The organism is Pseudomonas sp. H1_F01 (assembly GCF_054681425.1).
On the sequence record NZ_CP162823.1, the window covers coordinates 5,589,926 to 5,607,426 of the forward strand.

The 17,501-nt window shown below is 60.2% G+C and carries 18 protein-coding genes; 4 read left to right on the forward strand and 14 right to left on the reverse strand.

The genetic code is table 11. From position 1 onward, the window contains the following. The first annotated feature begins 107 nt into the window (after positions 1-107). Together AB4O09_RS25335 and AB4O09_RS25340 are read left to right on the forward strand one after the other, a co-directional pair. The gene (locus AB4O09_RS25335) at positions 108-371 is read left to right on the forward strand and encodes a CopG family ribbon-helix-helix protein (protein ID WP_003198119.1); all 264 of its coding nucleotides are present in this window, start codon (positions 108-110) and stop codon (positions 369-371) included. Next, entirely contained in the window at positions 334-633 is a 300-nt protein-coding gene (locus AB4O09_RS25340) for a type II toxin-antitoxin system RelE/ParE family toxin (protein WP_003198117.1), read from the forward strand. The genes AB4O09_RS25335 and AB4O09_RS25340 overlap by 38 nt, the downstream gene beginning before the upstream one ends. A gap of 45 nt (positions 634-678) precedes the next feature. Here AB4O09_RS25340 and AB4O09_RS25345 read toward each other — a convergent pair whose 3' ends face one another. After that, complete coding sequence (locus AB4O09_RS25345; protein ID WP_003198116.1) at positions 679-864, reverse strand: hypothetical protein; 186 nt, start codon at positions 862-864, stop codon at positions 679-681. 361 nt (positions 865-1,225) lie between these two features. Here AB4O09_RS25345 and AB4O09_RS25350 point away from each other — a divergent pair, with 361 nt between their 5' ends. Continuing rightward, positions 1,226-2,854, forward strand: a complete 1,629-nt coding sequence (locus AB4O09_RS25350) for a glucan biosynthesis protein D (RefSeq protein ID WP_013692362.1) — start codon at positions 1,226-1,228, stop codon at positions 2,852-2,854. 202 nt (positions 2,855-3,056) lie between these two features. On the opposite strand, the gene AB4O09_RS25355 is transcribed toward AB4O09_RS25350, so the two are convergent. The 3 genes from AB4O09_RS25355 to AB4O09_RS25365 all read right to left on the reverse strand — a co-directional run bounded on the left by AB4O09_RS25355 (position 3,057) and on the right by AB4O09_RS25365 (position 6,752). After that, positions 3,057-4,163 (reverse strand): NADH:flavin oxidoreductase/NADH oxidase, encoded by a 1,107-nt coding sequence (locus AB4O09_RS25355; RefSeq protein WP_003198112.1) that lies wholly within the window; start codon positions 4,161-4,163, stop codon positions 3,057-3,059. Between the two features lie 247 nt (positions 4,164-4,410). After that, positions 4,411-6,120 carry a single-stranded-DNA-specific exonuclease RecJ gene (recJ, locus tag AB4O09_RS25360; protein WP_003198111.1) on the reverse strand — a complete coding sequence of 570 codons (1,710 nt, stop codon included), beginning with the start codon at positions 6,118-6,120 and terminating at the stop codon, positions 4,411-4,413. Between the two features lie 89 nt (positions 6,121-6,209). Next, on the reverse strand, positions 6,210-6,752 hold the full coding sequence (locus AB4O09_RS25365; RefSeq protein WP_003198109.1) for a YaeQ family protein: 543 nt from the start codon (positions 6,750-6,752) through the stop codon (positions 6,210-6,212). Between the two features lie 147 nt (positions 6,753-6,899). Between AB4O09_RS25365 and AB4O09_RS25370 the strand changes: the two genes are divergently transcribed. Further along, complete coding sequence (locus tag AB4O09_RS25370; protein WP_038857802.1) at positions 6,900-8,099, forward strand: CaiB/BaiF CoA transferase family protein; 1,200 nt, start codon at positions 6,900-6,902, stop codon at positions 8,097-8,099. Between the two features lie 395 nt (positions 8,100-8,494). On the opposite strand, the gene AB4O09_RS25375 is transcribed toward AB4O09_RS25370, so the two are convergent. The 10 genes from AB4O09_RS25375 to rpsP form a co-directional block, all read right to left on the reverse strand. Next, complete coding sequence (locus AB4O09_RS25375; RefSeq protein ID WP_003198105.1) at positions 8,495-8,782, reverse strand: DUF3509 domain-containing protein; 288 nt, start codon at positions 8,780-8,782, stop codon at positions 8,495-8,497. A gap of 184 nt (positions 8,783-8,966) precedes the next feature. Further along, positions 8,967-10,337 (reverse strand): transporter substrate-binding domain-containing protein, encoded by a 1,371-nt coding sequence (locus tag AB4O09_RS25380; RefSeq protein ID WP_013692360.1) that lies wholly within the window; start codon positions 10,335-10,337, stop codon positions 8,967-8,969. Between the two features lie 120 nt (positions 10,338-10,457). After that, a complete protein-coding gene (thrC, locus tag AB4O09_RS25385; protein ID WP_013692359.1) occupies positions 10,458-11,867 on the reverse strand; it encodes a threonine synthase in 1,410 nt (469 codons plus the stop codon). Between the two features lie 105 nt (positions 11,868-11,972). Then, on the reverse strand, positions 11,973-13,277 hold the full coding sequence (locus AB4O09_RS25390; RefSeq protein WP_003198098.1) for a homoserine dehydrogenase: 1,305 nt from the start codon (positions 13,275-13,277) through the stop codon (positions 11,973-11,975). 132 nt (positions 13,278-13,409) lie between these two features. Further along, entirely contained in the window at positions 13,410-14,141 is a 732-nt protein-coding gene (locus AB4O09_RS25395; protein ID WP_003198095.1) for a DsbC family protein, read from the reverse strand. A gap of 285 nt (positions 14,142-14,426) precedes the next feature. Next, positions 14,427-15,323, reverse strand: a complete 897-nt coding sequence (gene xerD, locus AB4O09_RS25400) for a site-specific tyrosine recombinase XerD (RefSeq protein ID WP_003198093.1) — start codon at positions 15,321-15,323, stop codon at positions 14,427-14,429. Positions 15,324-15,455: 132 nt separating this feature from the next. After that, the gene (rplS, locus tag AB4O09_RS25405) at positions 15,456-15,806 is read right to left on the reverse strand and encodes a 50S ribosomal protein L19 (RefSeq protein ID WP_003175895.1); all 351 of its coding nucleotides are present in this window, start codon (positions 15,804-15,806) and stop codon (positions 15,456-15,458) included. A gap of 45 nt (positions 15,807-15,851) precedes the next feature. Then, positions 15,852-16,625: a tRNA (guanosine(37)-N1)-methyltransferase TrmD gene (gene trmD / locus AB4O09_RS25410; protein WP_460107590.1), complete on the reverse strand. Its 774-nt coding sequence runs from the start codon at positions 16,623-16,625 to the stop codon at positions 15,852-15,854. Continuing rightward, the gene (gene rimM / locus AB4O09_RS25415) at positions 16,607-17,143 is read right to left on the reverse strand and encodes a ribosome maturation factor RimM (protein ID WP_003198090.1); all 537 of its coding nucleotides are present in this window, start codon (positions 17,141-17,143) and stop codon (positions 16,607-16,609) included. The genes trmD and rimM overlap by 19 nt, the downstream gene beginning before the upstream one ends. A 5-nt stretch (positions 17,144-17,148) precedes the next feature. Then, a complete protein-coding gene (gene rpsP, locus AB4O09_RS25420) occupies positions 17,149-17,400 on the reverse strand; it encodes a 30S ribosomal protein S16 (RefSeq protein ID WP_003198088.1) in 252 nt (83 codons plus the stop codon). Positions 17,401-17,501: the final 101 nt, after the last annotated feature.

Sequence of the window (17,501 nt, forward strand, 5' to 3'; positions counted from 1 at the left end):
TGCGTTCGTCCTGCTAAGGTTTTCGTCGATCGGTGCACGCTCGCCGGTTGACGGAAATCCTGGCAGCACCTAGGGTGTCTACAACGTATACACCCTGGAGATCAGCCATGGCCTCGCCCGTTTTGTCCTTTCGTGTGGAAGAAGGTCTGGCCCAACAGCTGGACTTGCTGGCTGCCGCCACCGACCGCGACCGTCAGTATCACCTCAAGCGTGCATTGGTCCGATATGTGGAGGCCGAATCCTGGCATCTGCAAGCCATCAGCGAAGGCATAGCCGATGCCGACGCTGGAAACCTGACCGATCTGGACGCCGTGAAGGCTAAGTGGGCAAAACGTGCCGAGCATCGTACTGACCGACAAAGCACAGAGTGACCTCGACTCGATCCACGAACATTACCAAAGCGCCATCGGTGCAGAAGGCGCCGATGATGTCATCAGCGCCATCCTGGAGACACTGCGCCAACTGCAACGCTTTCCCGGCTCGGGGCGTCCGTCAGTCGCTCCTGATATTCGAGAGCTGGTACTGACGCGCTACCCATTCGTAGCCCCCTACCGGCTCAAGCATGGACAACTGCAGGTCCTGCGGATACTGCACCAGCGCACCGAACGCCTCCAGGACTGGTCGGTGGAGTGATGTAGGCCGGTGCTCCCCGCCCCGACCGCTCACCTGCGCCACGCTTCAAAACCGCGAAACACTGCGCATCGCATCCACCAGATAGCGCATGGCGATGCGGTCGTTTTCCGACAACTCCCGATAGCGCTCTACCAGTCTCAATTCTTCCAGGCTGAGCCGGCGTGTCCTGCGCGGGTTGGTCAGGCCTGGAAAGATCCCCAGCATTTCGGTAATGCCCTGTATTTTTGTCATGAGTTGTCCTTCTTTACGTCGAGGTTGACCTGATAGCGCCGTCTGAATCCGGGCCAGATCGCCTATCACGCTAAAGAATAGGGAGGATTCAAAGCGTGAAAAGGGAGTTTTAGAGTAATTAGTCAAAAAAAGTCGGAATCGACATAAAAAAAGAAATAACTGTAAGAAAATTTGACCAAGCCACGCTTTCCTTTCTCTCAAAGCCCGTATTTCCCCTATGATTTTGCCCCTCGGTGAACCGATCCAGCTCTCAGGCATCTGTTCTAACGTTCGTCGCGTTTGGCCAATGGCATGTCCGAACTCCCTTATCAGTCTCTGTTGCCAGGATCGGCTCGGGACTGTTTCGAGAAAGGTTGTATTTATGCACCGCAGGAATCTGCTCAAGGCCTCCATGGCCTTCGCCGCCTACACTGGGCTATCGGCCTCCGGACTCATGGCCGCACGCGCCTGGGCCGCCGATCAGACCGCCGACGGCGAAGCCCGTCCTTTCGACTTCAACGGTTTGAAAGATCAAGCCCGGCGGCTGGCCGAGAGCCGCTATGTCGACACCAAGCAAGTCCTGCCAGAAACCTTGGCCCAGATGTCGCCGTTGCAGTTCAACGCCATCCAGTACGACGTCAACCACTCGCTGTGGAATGACCTCGACGGGCGGCAACTGGATGCGCAGTTCTTCCATGTCGGCATGGGCTTCAAGCAGCCGGTGCGCATGTACAGCGTCGATCCGAAGACGCGTATGGCCCGTGAGGTGCACTTCCGCCCGGAACTGTTCAACTATCAGAAAACCACGGTCAACACCGCGCAATTGAAGGGTGACCTGGGTTTCGCCGGCTTCCGCGTCTTCAAGGCGCCGGAGCTGGACCGGCACGACATCGTTTCGTTTCTGGGGGCCAGCTACTTCCGCGCCGTGGATGCCAGCGGCCAGTACGGGCTATCGGCCCGCGGCCTGGCCATCGACACCTATGCGAAGAAGCGTGAGGAGTTCCCGGACTTCACCAAGTTCTGGTTCGAAACCCCGGAAAAGAACAGCACCCGGTTCGTGGTCTATGCCCTGCTCGACTCCCCCAGCGCCACCGGTGCCTATCGGTTTGACATCGATTGCCAGCCGACCCGGGTGGTGATGGAGATCGACGCGCACATCAATGCCCGTACCGCAATCGAGCAGCTGGGTATCGCGCCCATGACCAGCATGTTCAGCTGTGGCACCGTCGAACGGCGCATGTGCGACACCATTCACCCGCAAATCCACGATTCCGACCGGCTGGCCATGTGGCGCGGCAATGGCGAATGGGTGTGCCGTCCGTTGAACAACCCCGCCACCCTGCAATTCAACGCCTTCGCCGACAAGGACCCGAAAGGTTTCGGCCTGGTACAGACCGACCACGACTTTGCCAGCTACCAGGACACCGTGGACTGGTACAGCAAGCGCCCAAGCCTGTGGGTCGAGCCGACGACGGCCTGGGGCGAAGGCTCGGTCGACCTGCTGGAGATTCCTACCACCGGCGAAACCCTGGACAACATTGTCGCGTTCTGGACGCCGAAAAAACCGGTGGCCGCCGGCGACTCGCTGAACTATGGCTACAAGCTCTACTGGAGCGCGCTGCCGCCAGTCAGCACGGACCTGGCCCACGTCGACGCCACCCGCTCAGGCATGGGCGGTTTCATCGAAGGCTGGGCCCCGGGCGAGCATTACCCGACCGTCTGGGCCCGTCGTTTTGCCGTGGACTTCAGCGGCGGCGGCCTCGACCAACTGCCGCCGGGCACCGGCATCGAACCGGTGGTGACCTGTTCCCACGGTGAAGTGAAAGACTTCAACGTGCTGGTGATGGATGCAATCAAGGGCTACCGCATCACCTTCGACTGGTACCCGACCGACGACAGTGTGGAGCCGGTGCAGATGCGCCTGTTCATTCGCACCAAGGACCGCACCTTGAGCGAGACCTGGTTGTACCAGTACTTCCCGCCAGCGCCGGATAAGCGCAAATATCCCTGAGCCCTGCTGCGTCAGGGATGACGCCTTCGCGAGCAGGCTCGCTCCCACATTGAGCCTTGTTGTGAACGCTATCCACGCCACACAACAGATCCACTGTGGGAGCGAGCCTGCTCGCGATGAGGCCGGTACAAGCACCAATTTTTTTCAAACAAACAAAAAGCCCCGGCCAATGACGACCGGGGCTTTTTGTTTTACCAAACACTCAATCGCGCAAATCCGACTCATGAATCGGCTGGTCCCGATGCGTTGCCCGCTGGTACTGCGCCGGCCACGTGGCCTTGCGGCCGCCCAGGTCATCATCGGCATGCAGGGCCCAGTACGGATCGCGCAACAATTCGCGCGCCAGGAAGATGATATCGGCCTGGCAGGTGCGCAGGATGTGTTCGGCCTGGGCCGGTTCGGTGATCATGCCGACGGTGCCGGTGGCGATTTCCGACTCCTTGCGCACCCGCTCGGCAAAGCGTGTCTGGTAACCCGGGCCGGTGGGAATTTCCGCATTGGCCGCCGTGCCACCCGATGACACGTCGATCAAATCCACCCCCAGGGCCCTGAATCGCCGCGCCAGCTCCACGGTTTCGTCCGGGTTCCACCCGTCCTCGACCCAATCGGTGGCGGAAACGCGAACGAACACCGGCAGTTCTTCAGGCCATACGGCCCGCACCGCTTCGGTGACTTGCAGCACCAGGCGGATGCGATTCTCGAACGAGCCGCCGTATTGATCGCGGCGCTGATTGCTCAACGGCGAGAGGAATTGATGCAGCAGATAACCATGGGCAGCGTGAACCTCGACCACTTTGAAGCCGGCCGTGAGGGCGCGCTTGGCCGAATCCACGAAGGCCTGGATCACATCGGCGATCTGCCCTTCGTCCAACTGCACCGGCGGGGTGTGTTGCGGGTCGAAGGCAATCGGCGACGGGCCGACCGGAACCCAGCCGCCGTCCGCCGGTTTTACGCTGCCATGCTTGCCCAGCCAGGGTCGCCAGGTGCTGGCCTTGCGTCCGGCATGGGCCAGTTGTATGCCCGGCACGGCCCCTTGGGCGGTGATGAACCGGGTGATGCGTTGCAAGGGTTCGATCTGTTCATCATTCCACAGCCCCAGGTCCTGGGCGGTGATGCGACCGTCGGCGGTGACGGCGGTGGCTTCGGTGAACACCAGGCCGGCACCGCCCACGGCACGGCTGCCCAAGTGCACCAGGTGCCAATCGTTGGCCAGGCCATCGGTGCTCGAATACTGGCACATCGGCGATACCGCGATGCGATTGGGCAGGGTCAATTGGCGAAGGGTATAGGGTTCCAGCAGCAGACTCATGGGGCACCTCTCGAATCAGTGGGCAGGCTCCAGGGTTCTGTTTGAAAAGTCGACGAGTGACAAAAGGTGCAACACCCGCCCCCGCGGGCAAAAAATTCGACAAGACGTCACAAGGGCTATCAAGCAGTGCTTAGAGCCTAGTCGACAACCCGCAAGGACGGAGGGTTCAGAACTTAAAAACCGACGGTGTGGCGCACTGCAGTTCACTTAAGGCGACCCTCGCCACAAAGGCCGATCGGCGTATCGGCTACCGCGGCTCGATATGGGCAATCATCAACTGCACCGTTTCCTGGCCGCGGAACTCGTTGAGGTCGAGCTTGTAGGCCAGTTCCACCCAGCGCACGGTAGGGTTGGGCCAGATCTCGCGGTCGATGCCAAAGGCGATGCCATCGAGCTTCACCGAGCCACACTCGCTCTTGAGGATGACCTTCAGGTGCCGTTCGCCCACCACGCGCTGTTCGACCAACTGGAACAGGCCGTGGAACATCGGCTCAGGAAAATGCTGGCCCCAGGGGCCGGCGTGGCGCAGTGCCCGGGCCAGCTCCAGGTGGAACTCCTCCACCGCCAGGGTGCCATCCGACAACAGCCGGCCGGTCAGGTCTTCTTCGCGCAACTGCCGGCGCACTTCCGCATCGAACGCTTCGGCGAACAACGGAAAATTAGCCTCCGGCAGCGTCAGCCCCGCCGCCATGGCGTGACCGCCGTACTTGCTGATCAGGGTGGGATGCTGCGCCGCCACCACGCTCAGCGCATCGCGAATGTGAAAGCCCGGCACCGAGCGACCCGAGCCCTTGAGCAAACCATCCCCGGCATCGGCAAAAGCAATGGTCGGACGGAAATAGCGCTCTTTCATTCGCGAGGCGAGAATGCCGATGACCCCCTGGTGCCACTGCGGATCGAACAGGCACAAACCGAATGGCATCGACTCCACCGGCAGGTCCTTGAGCTGGGCCAGGGCTTCGCGCTGCATGCCCTGCTCGATGGACTTGCGGTCCTGGTTCATGCCGTCCAGTTGCGCCGCCATCTCCCGCGCCAGGGCCGGATCGTTAGTGAGCAGGCATTCGATGCCCAGGCTCATGTCGTCCAGGCGCCCTGCCGCATTCAGACGCGGCCCGAGGATAAAACCAAGGTCGGTGGAGGTAATCCGTGACGCATCGCGCTTGGCCACTTCCAGAATAGCCTTGATGCCGGGCCGGGCACGTCCGGCGCGAATCCGTTCCAGGCCCTGGTGCACCAGGATCCGGTTATTCGCGTCCAGGGGCACCACGTCGGCCACGCTGCCCAGGGCCACCAGGTCGAGCAATTCGCCGATGTTCGGCTGAGGTGTGCTGGCATACCACCCCAGGCTGCGCAGACGCGCCCGCAGGGCCATCAGCACATAAAAAATGACGCCGACACCGGCCAAGGCCTTGCTCGGAAACTCGCAGCCCGGCTGGTTCGGATTGACAATGGCATCGGCTGCCGGCAGCTCGAGGCCGGGCAAGTGGTGGTCGGTGACCAGCACCTGAAGTCCCGCCGCTTTCGCCGCCGCCACGCCTTCCACGCTGGAAATACCGTTATCCACAGTGATCAGCAACTGCGGTTCGCGAGCCAGGGCGACTTCGACGATTTCCGGGGTCAGCCCGTAGCCATATTCGAAGCGATTGGGCACCAGGTAATCGACATGGGCCGCACCGAGCAGGCGCAGCCCGAGCATGCCCACGGTGCTGGCGGTCGCGCCATCGGCATCGAAGTCGCCCACGATCAGGATGCGCTGGCGTTGCTCCAGCGCCGTCACCAGCAGATCCACCGCGGCGTCGATCCCCTTGAGCTGCTGGAAGGGAATCAAGCGCGCCAGACTCTTGTCCAGTTCAGCCTCGGACTGCACGCCACGCGCTGCGTACAGGCGGGTCAACAGGGGCGGCAGGTCACCGAGGAATGGCAGGGTGTCGGGCAGTTGGCGGGGTTCTATGCGCATGGGGTGACAAAGTTTTCTCTGGAAATCGTGAAGATTGTGGCAAGGAGAGCTCGCTCCCACAATGGCTCATTCAATACCGGGTCAATGGCTCAACCACGCTCGCCCAGCAACCATTGCAGCTGGACTTCATGCTGGCCACGGTCGTCGGTCACGAAAATCGTGCCCTCGCTGATCATCACATCCCACTTGATCACCCGGGGCATGTCCTGGGCCAGGGTTTCTAGCACTTCCTGGGGCACCGCGGCGATGTTGACGTTTTTCAGGTTCTTGACCGCCGGGATCACCTTGCCTTCCCAGACCCGCAGGCTGCCGTAAGCCAGCAGGCTGGTGCGCTCGGTCCGGCGCGAGCACCAGGTCAGGCGATCGGCATCCGGTTGGCCGACTTCGATCCAGTGCAGCACACGGTCATCCAGGCTTTTTTCCCACAGCGCAGGCTCGTCGACGTCTGACAGACCACGACCAAACGCCAGCAGCTCGTTGTACCAGAACGCGTAAGCCAGCAGGCGCACAGTCATGCGCTCTTCGGTTTCCGAAGGGTGGCGGGCGATGGTCTGCTTCACATTCTCATACACATTGCGGTCGAGATCGGTGAGGTTCAGTTCAAACTTGTAAGTCGTGGACGGCTGGGCCATGAACGGGCTTCTTGATACGAGGAAAGGCGGCAAGTCTAACCGATGACGCGGGCAATCCACGAATTGCCGACCATCAACCTGCGGCGACTGACCTTGGCCTATGATAAAACGCTCTATTCGTTCTGCCTTTGTCCTACAGGATCTGTCATGTCGCTTACTGCCAAACCCCTTGCCGGTGTCAAAGTCATCGAACTCGGCACCTTGATCGCCGGGCCCTTCGCCTCGCGCATCTGCGGTGAATTCGGTGCCGAAGTCATCAAGGTCGAATCGCCCGACGGCGGCGACCCCCTGCGCAAGTGGCGCAAGCTGTACGAAGGCACCTCGCTGTGGTGGTTCGTCCAGGCTCGCAACAAGAAGTCCCTGACCTTGAACCTCAAGCACCCTGAAGGCCTGGCGATCCTGAAAAAACTGATTGGCGAAGCCGATATCCTGATCGAGAATTTCCGCCCCGGCGTACTGGAAAAGCTCGGCCTGGGCTGGGATGTATTGCACGCACTGAACCCGAAACTGGTGATGGTGCGGCTTTCGGGCTTCGGCCAGACCGGGCCGATGAAAGATCAACCGGGGTTTGGTGCGGTGGGCGAGTCCATGGGCGGCCTGCGCTACATCACCGGCTTCGAAGACCGCCCGCCGGTGCGCACCGGGATTTCCATCGGCGACTCCATCGCCGCGCTCTGGGGCGTGATCGGCGCATTGATGGCCCTACGTCACCGCGAGATCAATGGCGGAACCGGGCAAGTGGTGGACGTGGCCTTGTACGAGGCGATTTTCGCCATGATGGAAAGCATGGTGCCGGAGTTCGACGTGTTCGGCTTCATCCGCGAGCGCACCGGCAATATCATGCCCGGCATCACCCCCTCGTCCATCCACACCAGCGCTGACGGCAAGCACGTGCAGATTGGGGCCAACGGCGACGCGATCTTCAAGCGCTTCATGCAGATCATCGGCCGTGACGACCTGGCCAATGACCCACAACTGGCCAGCAACGATGGCCGTGACAGCCGCCGTGACGAGCTGTACGGCATCATCGATCGCTGGGTCAACTCGCTGCCGCTCGACAGCGTTATCGACCAACTGAACCAGGCCGGAGTGCCGGCCAGTCGGATCTTCAGCGCCGAGGATATGTTCAGCGACCCGCAGTTCCTGGCCCGTGAAATGTTCCTGCAGGCCAAGTTGCCCGACGGCAAGGCATTCAAGATGCCGGGGATCGTACCGAAGCTCTCCGACACCCCGGGCACCTCCGAATGGGTCGGGCCGGCGCTGGGTGAACACAACGCACAAGTGCTCGGCGAACTTGGCTACGATGCACAGCAGATCGCCAAGCTGCGCAGTGACGGGGCCATTTGACACACCGCAACGGGCAGTCACTGAAGATCAAACTGTGGGAGCGAGCTTGCTCGCGATAGCGTCCGTTCAATCGATTTGATGCTGACTGACACACCGCAATCGCGAGCAAGCTCGCTCCCACATTAAGCTTGGCTTCATCCGGGAGAATCAGGCCGGCTGTCGGGCCGCCTCGCGAGCAAGCTTTGCTCCCACAACGGCGCCAACACCTGACAAACCACGCTAAAACCACAAAAGCCAGGCAAAAAGAAACCCCGAGAAGTGGGGAGACGACTCGGGGTTAAACGTGACCACTCATGGTCCGTACAACAAGCGACAAGCACCGGAGCACAATGCTCGCTCTTGTTGGTAAAGAGTCTGACTCATCAGGACGTAGGAAGGTTCCCACAAAACCCCAGTCAATTCGCCCCGACCATGACCTTGTCGCGCGCCAGATTGCGCAGCGCCGCAATCACACAGGGCTCCAGGCGCCCCTCGGCAATCAGCACATCGCGATGCAGGCCATCGACCACATCCGTCAACTGACGCTTGTCGGTCAATTGGGCCTGATTGAACACTCGCTCGACCATGATGGCCCCGGAGGCATTCTTCAGCGTCACCAGGCATTCGCCCTTGGCGCCGGAGGGAGTCAGCGTGACCTGATACGGGCTCAAAGCCTCACCCAGCAATAGGCTGATACTTTCCATTCGCTCACCCTTCAATAGTCCGAAAACAACTGCATGTTCACAGTAAGTGACCGTGAGCCGCAGCAGAAAGTTCGTCAGCGCACCGAACCGGCACGCCTTCAACCTGTTCAACCGAGCATGCGCGCCCAATATGACAGGCAAACAACAGCCTTTTCTTGAAACCTTGGCGTGGTGACGGTCGGCGTCAGGCCATCAACTTGTCGCAACGGCGCCACCGACGCCCGGCATCGGTCCAGCCCCCCAGAATGCCGCGTAACTGCCCGTCGGCTCCATAAAAGGGTACCGACCAATGATAGATTTCCCGCAAGCCGCTGCTGAACATCAATTGCCGGTCGACGAACCGAGACTGGCCGGTGCGCAATTGCTCCATCACCTCCCCATGGAGCAACTCGGCGGTGGCCGGTGGGAATGCCGCCGAATCTGTCAGCCGCGTGCCCCGCAGCTTTTCGAAGCGGGTCGCAAACTGGTCCTCGTAGCTTTTGTTGCACATGATCAGGCGCCCTTCCAGATCCCGGATGAAAATCGGGTCGGGAATGGCATCCATCAAGGCCCGCTGGAGCATCAACTGGTCCTTGAGGATCGCCTCGGCCTTGAGGCGCTGATCGATCTGTATCTGCAGGCGGCGGTTCCATAGCAGGGACAGGAGGCCGAACACCACGACCACGACCACGCACCAGTAACCCCAGCGGGACACCCGCTCCCAGATCGATGGCGCCTGGACGGGTGTGATACCGGCCACCCATTTGGAACGCAGCGCGCGCATGTCCTTGGCCGGGAAGGCTTCCAGCGCTTTATTCAAGATACCCAGCAGCACGGTCAGGTCTTGGCGTACCGCGAGGTAATCGGGTTCCCACTTGCCCTCCAGGCCCCTGCCTACTTGCAATTGACCCGCCGGATAGAGATGCACCCCGGTTTCATTTTCGATGGTGGCATAGGCTTCCCGGCTCTCGACCAATGCCCGCGCTTCGCCATAGGTCTTGGTCGTGCGCAATTTGATGGCCGGGTAGTCGCGCCTGATCTCCGCTTCCAAGGCATGCCGCGCCGGCAACGCCAGGACCTTCCCTTCCAGCTGCTCCAGCGAATGGAGGATCGATTCTCCGTCACGGCCAACAAATACCCAGCCCGAGCCACCAAATGCATGGCTGAAACTCAGGAAATCCCTGCGTTCATCATTCATCGCCAGGAGGGTTGTCATGTCGGCTTCGCTGTTTTCCAGCAGCGTCAGCAACTCGCCGGGGGAGAACGACTCCCGATGCACGAACTCAAGGCCCGTCATTTGCGTAATGCGTTGGAGAATGTCGTGGTTCAGACCGCTCCACTGCCCCAGCTCATCCTTGAACAGGTACAACGGAAACTGCATCGTGGCCACGATGACGCGGGGGTTATCCTTGATCCACTTCAATTCCTGCGCATCCAATACCAGCCGCTCGCCAGGATTGAACGGCGGCGTTTCGAAAGCCGCCAACTGCGCCGCATCGCCCCCTTGCGCCCAGTACATCAGGGCCAGGCCCATTACCCAGCCCAAGGCTGGCTTGCCTTTGCTAAAAAACGACATCTGCATTTCCTTCGAGATGACTCGCCCGTTCCTCCAAGGGCGAAAACCCGACCAGTTTGGCATGCAGAAACAAGAAAGCCCGTCAGGAGACGGGCTTCAAAATGTGACAGGTTTACGCGCTCAGAGCGGCTTGCCGCGGTTGCCATGCTGGCTGACAAAGGCCTGCACAGCCTTCAAGTCGTTGGGCAACACGGTGCAACGCTCATCTCGCTCAAACAAATCAGAAAGATGTGCAGGTAGTTCAAGCGCTTTTCCTACACCGGCTTTCTCCACGGCTTCCGGGAACTTGACCGGGTGAGCCGTGCCCAGGATCACCATCGGGATGTCCAGGCTACGACGGCACTCACGAGCGGCCCTGACACCGATGGCCGTGTGCGGATCGAGCAACTCACCGCTCTGCTCGAACACCTCGGCGATGGTTTCGCAAGTCTGCTCATCGTCCACGGCCAGGGAGTCGAACAACTTGCGGGCTTCGGTCCAGCGCTCAGGCTCGACGCTGAAACCGCCGCCCTGGCGGAAGCTGTCCATCAGGCCGGCAATCGCCGCACCATTGCGACCGTGCAGGTCGAACAGCAGGCGTTCGAAGTTCGACGACACCATGATATCCATCGACGGCGACAGGGTGGCGTGCAGGGTTTCCTTGACGTACTGGTTGCCGCTCATGAAGCGGTGCAGGATGTCGTTGCGGTTGGTGGCGACGATCAATTGATTGATCGGCAGACCCATGTTGCGCGCCAGGTAGCCGGCGAAGATATCGCCGAAGTTGCCGGTCGGCACCGAGAACGACACGGAGCGGGCCGGGCCGCCCAATTGCAGGGCCGCGTGGAAGTAATAAACGATCTGGGCCATGATCCGCGCCCAGTTGATCGAGTTCACCGCCACCAGCCGCGTGCCCTTGAGGAAGCTCTGGTCGGCGAAACTGGCCTTGACCATTTCCTGGCAGTCATCGAAGTTGCCTTCGATGGCGATGTTGTGGATGTTATCGCCGAAAATCGTCGTCATCTGCCGACGTTGCACTTCCGAAACCCGGTTGTGCGGGTGCAGGATGAAAATGTCGACGTTCTCGCAATGCTTGCAGCCTTCGATGGCCGCCGAACCGGTGTCGCCAGAAGTGGCACCGACGATCACCACACGCTCGCCACGCTTTTGCAGCACGTAGTCCAGCAGGCGACCGAGCAATTGCAGGGCGAAGTCCTTGAACGCCAGGGTGGGGCCGTGGAACAGCTCCATGACCCATTCGTTACCGTTGAGCTGACGCAGCGGTGCGATGGCGTTGTGGGAAAAGACGCCATAGGTCTCTTCGAGGATTTTCTTGAAATCGGCGTCCGGGATGCTGCCGGTGACGAACGGGCGCATGACCCGGAACGCCAGCTCGTGATACGGCAGGCCGGCCCAGGAAGCGATTTCTTCCTGGGTGAAGCGCGGCAGGTTTTCCGGCACATAGAGACCGCCGTCCGTGGCCAGGCCGGCCAGGAGGACATCTTCGAAATTCAGGGCCGGTGCCTGGCCGCGGGTGCTGATATAGCGCATGGGGCAAACCTTCGGTTTGGGCTTCAAGCGTTGAAGCTGCAGGCGACACACTCAAAGGCAAGTTTGCCTTCGTTCGCAGCCTGCAACTTACCGCTTGCCGCTAAATTAATTCAAATGTTCGACGCGGATACGGACCACCGGGCCAACGACACCCTGGAGCGCTTCCAGCGCCGCAATCGCGTCGTTGATGCGCTGCTCGACCACACGGTGGGTCAGCAGGATCATCGGCACCAGGCCGTCGTGTTCCTCGACTTCCTTCTGCATGATCGACTCGATGTTGATGCCGCGTTCCGAAAGGATGCTCGCCACTTGGGCCAGTACACCTGGATGGTCCTTGGCCTGGATGCGCAGGTAGTAGGAGCTTTCGCATGCCTCGATCGGAAGAATCGGGTGAGCCGACAGCGAGTCTGGCTGGAAGGCCAGGTGTGGCACACGGTTTTCCGGGTCCGAGGTCATGGCGCGAACCACGTCCACCAGGTCGGCGATCACCGAGGAGGCCGTCGGCTCCATGCCCGCACCGGCGCCGTAGAACAGCGTCGAGCCGGAGGCGTCGCCGTTGACCATCACCGCGTTCATCACGCCGTTGACGTTGGCGATCAGGCGATCGGCCGGGATCAAGGTCGGGTGCACGCGCAGCTCGATGCCGTTGGCGGTGCTGCGCGCCACGCCCAGGTGCTTGATGCGATAGCCCAAGGCTTCGGCGTAGTTCACGTCAGCGGTGGTCAGCTTGGTGATGCCTTCGGTGTAGGCCTTGTCGAACTGCAACGGAATGCCGAACGCAATGGAGGCCAGGATCGTCAGCTTGTGCGCTGCGTCGATGCCTTCCACGTCGAACGTCGGATCAGCCTCTGCGTAGCCCAGGGCCTGGGCTTCGGCGAGCACGTCTTCGAAGGTGCGACCCTTCTCGCGCATCTCGGTGAGGATGAAGTTACCGGTGCCGTTGATGATCCCCGCGACCCAGTTGATGCGGTTGGCCGACAGGCCTTCGCGGATCGCCTTGATCACCGGGATGCCGCCGGCCACGGCGGCTTCGAAAGCCACGATCACGCCCTTCTCGCGGGCCTTGGCGAAAATTTCATTACCGTGAACAGCGATAAGCGCCTTGTTCGCGGTGACCACATGCTTGCCATTCTCGATGGCCTTGAGTACCAGCTCACGGGCAACGGTGTAGCCGCCGACCAGCTCTATGACGATGTCGATCTCAGGGTTCGTGGCCACTTCGAAGACATCGTTGGTAATCGCAATACCGGTCGTCTGGAACTGAGGCTTTGGCGTGCGCATGGCAATTTGTGCCACTTCGATCCCACGCCCGGCACGACGAGCAATTTCCTCGGCGTTGCGCTGAAGTACGTTGAAGGTGCCGCCACCGACGGTACCTAACCCACAGATGCCTACTTTGACCGGATTCACTCTTGACTCCCCATGAAACGGCCGACGCAAGGTCGGCCGTGAAATACAGCCGCGCAGCAACGCGACTTTGTGTTTAACGGCCCGACGAAGGTTTTCGCCGAGCCGTGATCTTCAGAAGCGGATCGCCCATGATCATTTTGCGCCCAGGGCCAGTTTGGCGACTTGTGGCGCCGGCTGGTAGCCCGGAATCACCTGGCCGTCAGCCAAAACGATGGCCGGCGTGCCGTTCACTCCAATGGACTGGCCAAGGGCGAACTGCTTGGAAACCGGGTTCTCGCACTTGGCGGCCTTGATTTCCTTGCCATCGACCATCTTGTCCATGGCCGCTTTCTTGTCCTTGGAGCACCAGACCGCCTGCAACTGCTCATCGCCCGGCGAGCCCAGGCCCTGGCGCGGGAACGCAACATAGCGCACTTCGATGCCGCGCTTGTTCAGCTCCGGCACTTCGGCGTGCAGCTTGTGGCAATACGGGCAGGTGGTGTCAGTGAACACGGTGATGTGCGACTTGGTTTCGCCAATCGCCGGATAGACCACGGTTTCAGCGACTGGAATGCCGTTGATCAACTTGGAAATGCCCTGGCGCTCGGTCATCTCGGTGAGATTGACCGGCTTGCCGTCCTTGAGCTCGAACAGGTTGCCCTGGACGATGTACTGACCGTCGGCGCTGGCGTAAAGCACGCGGCTGCCCTTGAGCTTGATCTCATACAGGCCGGCCATGGGACTGGCCGAGATGGTTTCGATCGGCACTTCGAGCTGAAGGTTTTCCAGGCTCTTGCGGATAGCCTTGTCGGCCGCGTCGTCGGCGATGGCAAAGGTACTGGCCAGCGCAATGGCGGCGGCGGTGAACATCTGGATCAAACGCATGGGGACTCCTGAGGCGAACAAATGAGACGGGAAACGCCGACCCGCAGATTCGGGTTCCAACCGCCCACTGTGCAAACCGGGAAAGCCTACCACATAAGGCCCGCGTGACCGAATGCCGCTGATGCAAGACGCTTTGAAGATTGATGCAGGCTTTTCTGTGGGAGCTGTCCTGTGGGAGCAAGGCTTGCCCGCGATGGCCGCGCCGCGGTGTAACAACTACACCGCGTTATCGTTCATCGCGGGCAAGCCTTGTTCCCACAAGCTCGCTCCGACAGGGGATTTCATTCAACCGCGAGGGTGGTGTTTGGCATGCAGGTCCTGCAGCCGTGCCCGGGCGACGTGGGTGTAGATCTGGGTGGTGGAGAGGTCGCTGTGGCCGAGCAGCATCTGTACCACCCGCAGGTCGGCGCCGTGGTTGAGCAGGTGCGTGGCGAAGGCATGGCGCAGGGTGTGGGGCGAGAGGGATTTGTTGATCCCGGCCACCTTGGCCTGGTGCTTGATCCGGTGCCAAAAGGTCTGGCGGGTCATCTGCTCGCCGCGCAGGCTGGGGAACAGCACGTCGCTGGGGCGCCCGCCCAGCAGTTCGTGGCGGGCATCGCGCATGTAGCGCTCGACCCAGACGATCGCTTCCTCACCCATCGGCACCAGGCGCTCCTTGCTGCCTTTGCCCATCACACGCAGCACGCCCTGGCGCAGGTTGACCTGCTCCAGCGTCAAGCTGATCAACTCGGTGACCCGCAGGCCGCAAGCGTACAAGACTTCCAGCATGGCCCGGTCGCGCTGACCGATGGCTTCGCTGAGGTCGGGTGCCGCCAGCAGCGCTTCCACATCGGCTTCCGAGAGGGACTTGGGCAATGGACGCCCCAATTGCGGCATTTCCACGCGCAAGGTCGGGTCCACCGCGATCAGCTTTTCCCGCAGCAAATAGCGATAGAACCCACGCAGGCCGGAGAGAAACCGAGCCGTCGAGCGCGGTTTGTAGTTCTGCTCCAGGCGCCACGCCAAGTGATCGAGGATCAGCTCCCGGCCGGCATTGATCAGTTCCAGGTGGTTTTCCTGCAGCCAACCGTTGAACAGCGCCAGGTCACTGCGATAGGCATCGCGGGTGTTATCGGACAGGCCCTTCTCCAGCCACAGGGCGTCGAGAAACTGGTCTATCAGCGGATGATCGATGGCTGGCATAAAAACTCTTGAAGGATGCGGGCACACACAGCATCAAAATGGCAAATGAAGCTATGCAGGGTGCTCAAAGAGCAAATCGCAGGCAACAAAAAAGCAGCCCGCAGGCTGCTTTTTTTGCATCGGAAGCTGGACTTAAGCCAGTTTTTCCTTGATGCGAGCTGCTTTACCCGACAGGTCACGCAGGTAGTACAGCTTGGCTTTACGTACGTCACCGCGACGCTTGACAGCCATGCTGTCGATTTGCGGGCTGTAGGTCTGGAAAGTACGCTCTACGCCAACACCGTTGGAGATTTTACGAACGGTGAATGCACTGTTCACGCCACGGTTACGCTTGGCGATAACGACGCCTTCGAACGCTTGCAGACGGGAACGGTCGCCTTCCTTCACTTTCACCTGAACGACAATGGTGTCGCCTGGGGCAAAGGTAGGGATTTCTTTGGTCATCTGCTCTGCTTCGAGTGCAAGGATGATTTTGTTAGTCATGCTGTGCTCCTAAGGCAAGTCGTCGGACTCACCATCGATACGTTGTTAACTATCGTCCCGCTCGCGGATGTATTCCTCGAGCAGCTTCTTCTCTTCTCCAGAAAGCGAGCGGCTTTCCAGAAGATCGGCGCGTCGTTCATAGGTCCGACCAAGGGACTGCTGTAAACGCCAACGCCGGATGTGCGCGTGGTTGCCACTTAGCAACACGTCGGGAACACGCTGATCCGCATACACCTCCGGTCGGGTGTAGTGCGGGCAATCCAGCAGACCATCCGTAAAGGAATCTTCCTCAGCGGAATCTGCATGCCCTAAAGCTCCAGGCAGCAGTCGTGTAACCGCATCGATCAGGACCATCGCCGGCAGCTCGCCGCCAGACAGTACATAGTCGCCAATCGACCACTCTTCATCGACATGAGCTTCAATGAAACGCTCGTCAATGCCTTCATAACGGCCGGCAATCAGGATCAATGCATCCGAATTCGCCAGCTCGCGTACCGCCGACTGAGTCAGTCGGCGGCCTTGGGGCGACAGGTAGATCACCTTCGCACCCTCCCCGGCTGCCGTCCTGGCCTGAACCAGCGCATCTTCCAGGGGCTTGATCTTCATCACCATGCCCGGACCACCGCCAAACGGGCGATCGTCCACAGTGTGATGTCGATCCGTGGTGTAGTCCCGCGGATTCCAACAGGTGAGCTGCAACAGCTCCTGTTTCACCGCGCGGCTGGTTATGCCGTACTCGCTGATGGCGGAAAACATCTCGGGAAACAATGTGATGACTTCAACGCGCAAGTTAGCCACGTTTAGAAATCCGCATCCCATTCCACCTTCATCTCGCCTGCGGCAAGGTCGACGGCCAACACGCATTGCTCGGTATAGGGCAACAGGCGTTCGCGATCATCCAGGCTGCCGACGCAAGGCTTGACCACCATGACATCGTTCGAACCGGTCTCGAGCAGGTGATCGATTTTCCCGAGCAATTGCCCGAGGTGGTCGATGACCTTCAGACCCACCAGCTGGTACCAGTAGTACTCGCCGTCGGTCAGTTCAGGGAACAGGTTGCGCGGCACGCAGATCTCATAACCGGCCAGAAGACGCGCTTCTTCACGATCATCGAGATCCTTGAGCTTCGCGACCAGGAACTTGTCGTTCCCGCGTCCGCTGACCAGCTCTACCTGTTTCACGCTACCTTCGCGCTTGAGCGTCCAGGTTTTGTAGTCCAACAGGTTCTTGATCGGATCAGTAAAGGAATACACCTTCACTTCGCCGCGAACGCCATGTACAGAGTAGATCTTGCCGACAACGATCAAATCATCAGCATCTTTTGGCGTCGCGTTCATATTGCTCAGGCCGCAGCCTTAGCCGATTCCTTCAACAACTGAGCAACGCGCTCAGAAGGTTGTGCACCAACGCTCAGCCAGTAGGCTACGCGCTCTTGGTTCACGGACAGACGTACTTCCTGACCACGGGCAACAGGGTTGAAGAAACCAACCTGTTCCTTGTGGGAACCGTCACGCGGGTTGCGGCTGTCGGTTACGGTCAGGTGGTAAAACGGGCGCTTTTTGGAGCCGCCAAGGGCAAGACGGATTGTTAGCATGTGAACATCGTTCCTGTAGTCGGTGCTGCAAATCTAAATGCACAGCGGGCATAGGTGCCCGAAAGGCCGCATATTCTAAGGAATATCCGGACTTTTGCAAA

Coding starts and splice junctions, on each gene's coding strand:
- recJ (WP_003198111.1), bottom strand. CDS start 6,120: ATGCGCATAGAACCCCGCCAACTGCCCGACACCCTGCCATTCCTCGGT.
- AB4O09_RS25350 (WP_013692362.1), top strand. CDS start 1,226: ATGCACCGCAGGAATCTGCTCAAGGCCTCCATGGCCTTCGCCGCCTAC.
- xerD (WP_003198093.1), bottom strand. CDS start 15,323: ATGCCAGCCATCGATCATCCGCTGATAGACCAGTTTCTCGACGCCCTG.
- AB4O09_RS25365 (WP_003198109.1), bottom strand. CDS start 6,752: ATGGCCCAGCCGTCCACGACTTACAAGTTTGAACTGAACCTCACCGAT.
- AB4O09_RS25355 (WP_003198112.1), bottom strand. CDS start 4,163: ATGAGTCTGCTGCTGGAACCCTATACCCTTCGCCAATTGACCCTGCCC.
- rpsP (WP_003198088.1), bottom strand. CDS start 17,400: ATGCTAACAATCCGTCTTGCCCTTGGCGGCTCCAAAAAGCGCCCGTTT.
- thrC (WP_013692359.1), bottom strand. CDS start 11,867: ATGCGCTATATCAGCACCCGCGGCCAGGCACCGGCCCTGAATTTCGAA.
- rplS (WP_003175895.1), bottom strand. CDS start 15,806: ATGACTAACAAAATCATCCTTGCACTCGAAGCAGAGCAGATGACCAAA.
- AB4O09_RS25335 (WP_003198119.1), top strand. CDS start 108: ATGGCCTCGCCCGTTTTGTCCTTTCGTGTGGAAGAAGGTCTGGCCCAA.
- AB4O09_RS25345 (WP_003198116.1), bottom strand. CDS start 864: ATGACAAAAATACAGGGCATTACCGAAATGCTGGGGATCTTTCCAGGC.
- AB4O09_RS25375 (WP_003198105.1), bottom strand. CDS start 8,782: ATGGAAAGTATCAGCCTATTGCTGGGTGAGGCTTTGAGCCCGTATCAG.
- AB4O09_RS25370 (WP_038857802.1), top strand. CDS start 6,900: ATGTCGCTTACTGCCAAACCCCTTGCCGGTGTCAAAGTCATCGAACTC.
- trmD (WP_460107590.1), bottom strand. CDS start 16,625: ATGGGATGCGGATTTCTAAACGTGGCTAACTTGCGCGTTGAAGTCATC.
- rimM (WP_003198090.1), bottom strand. CDS start 17,143: ATGAACGCGACGCCAAAAGATGCTGATGATTTGATCGTTGTCGGCAAG.
- AB4O09_RS25380 (WP_013692360.1), bottom strand. CDS start 10,337: ATGTCGTTTTTTAGCAAAGGCAAGCCAGCCTTGGGCTGGGTAATGGGC.
- AB4O09_RS25395 (WP_003198095.1), bottom strand. CDS start 14,141: ATGCGTTTGATCCAGATGTTCACCGCCGCCGCCATTGCGCTGGCCAGT.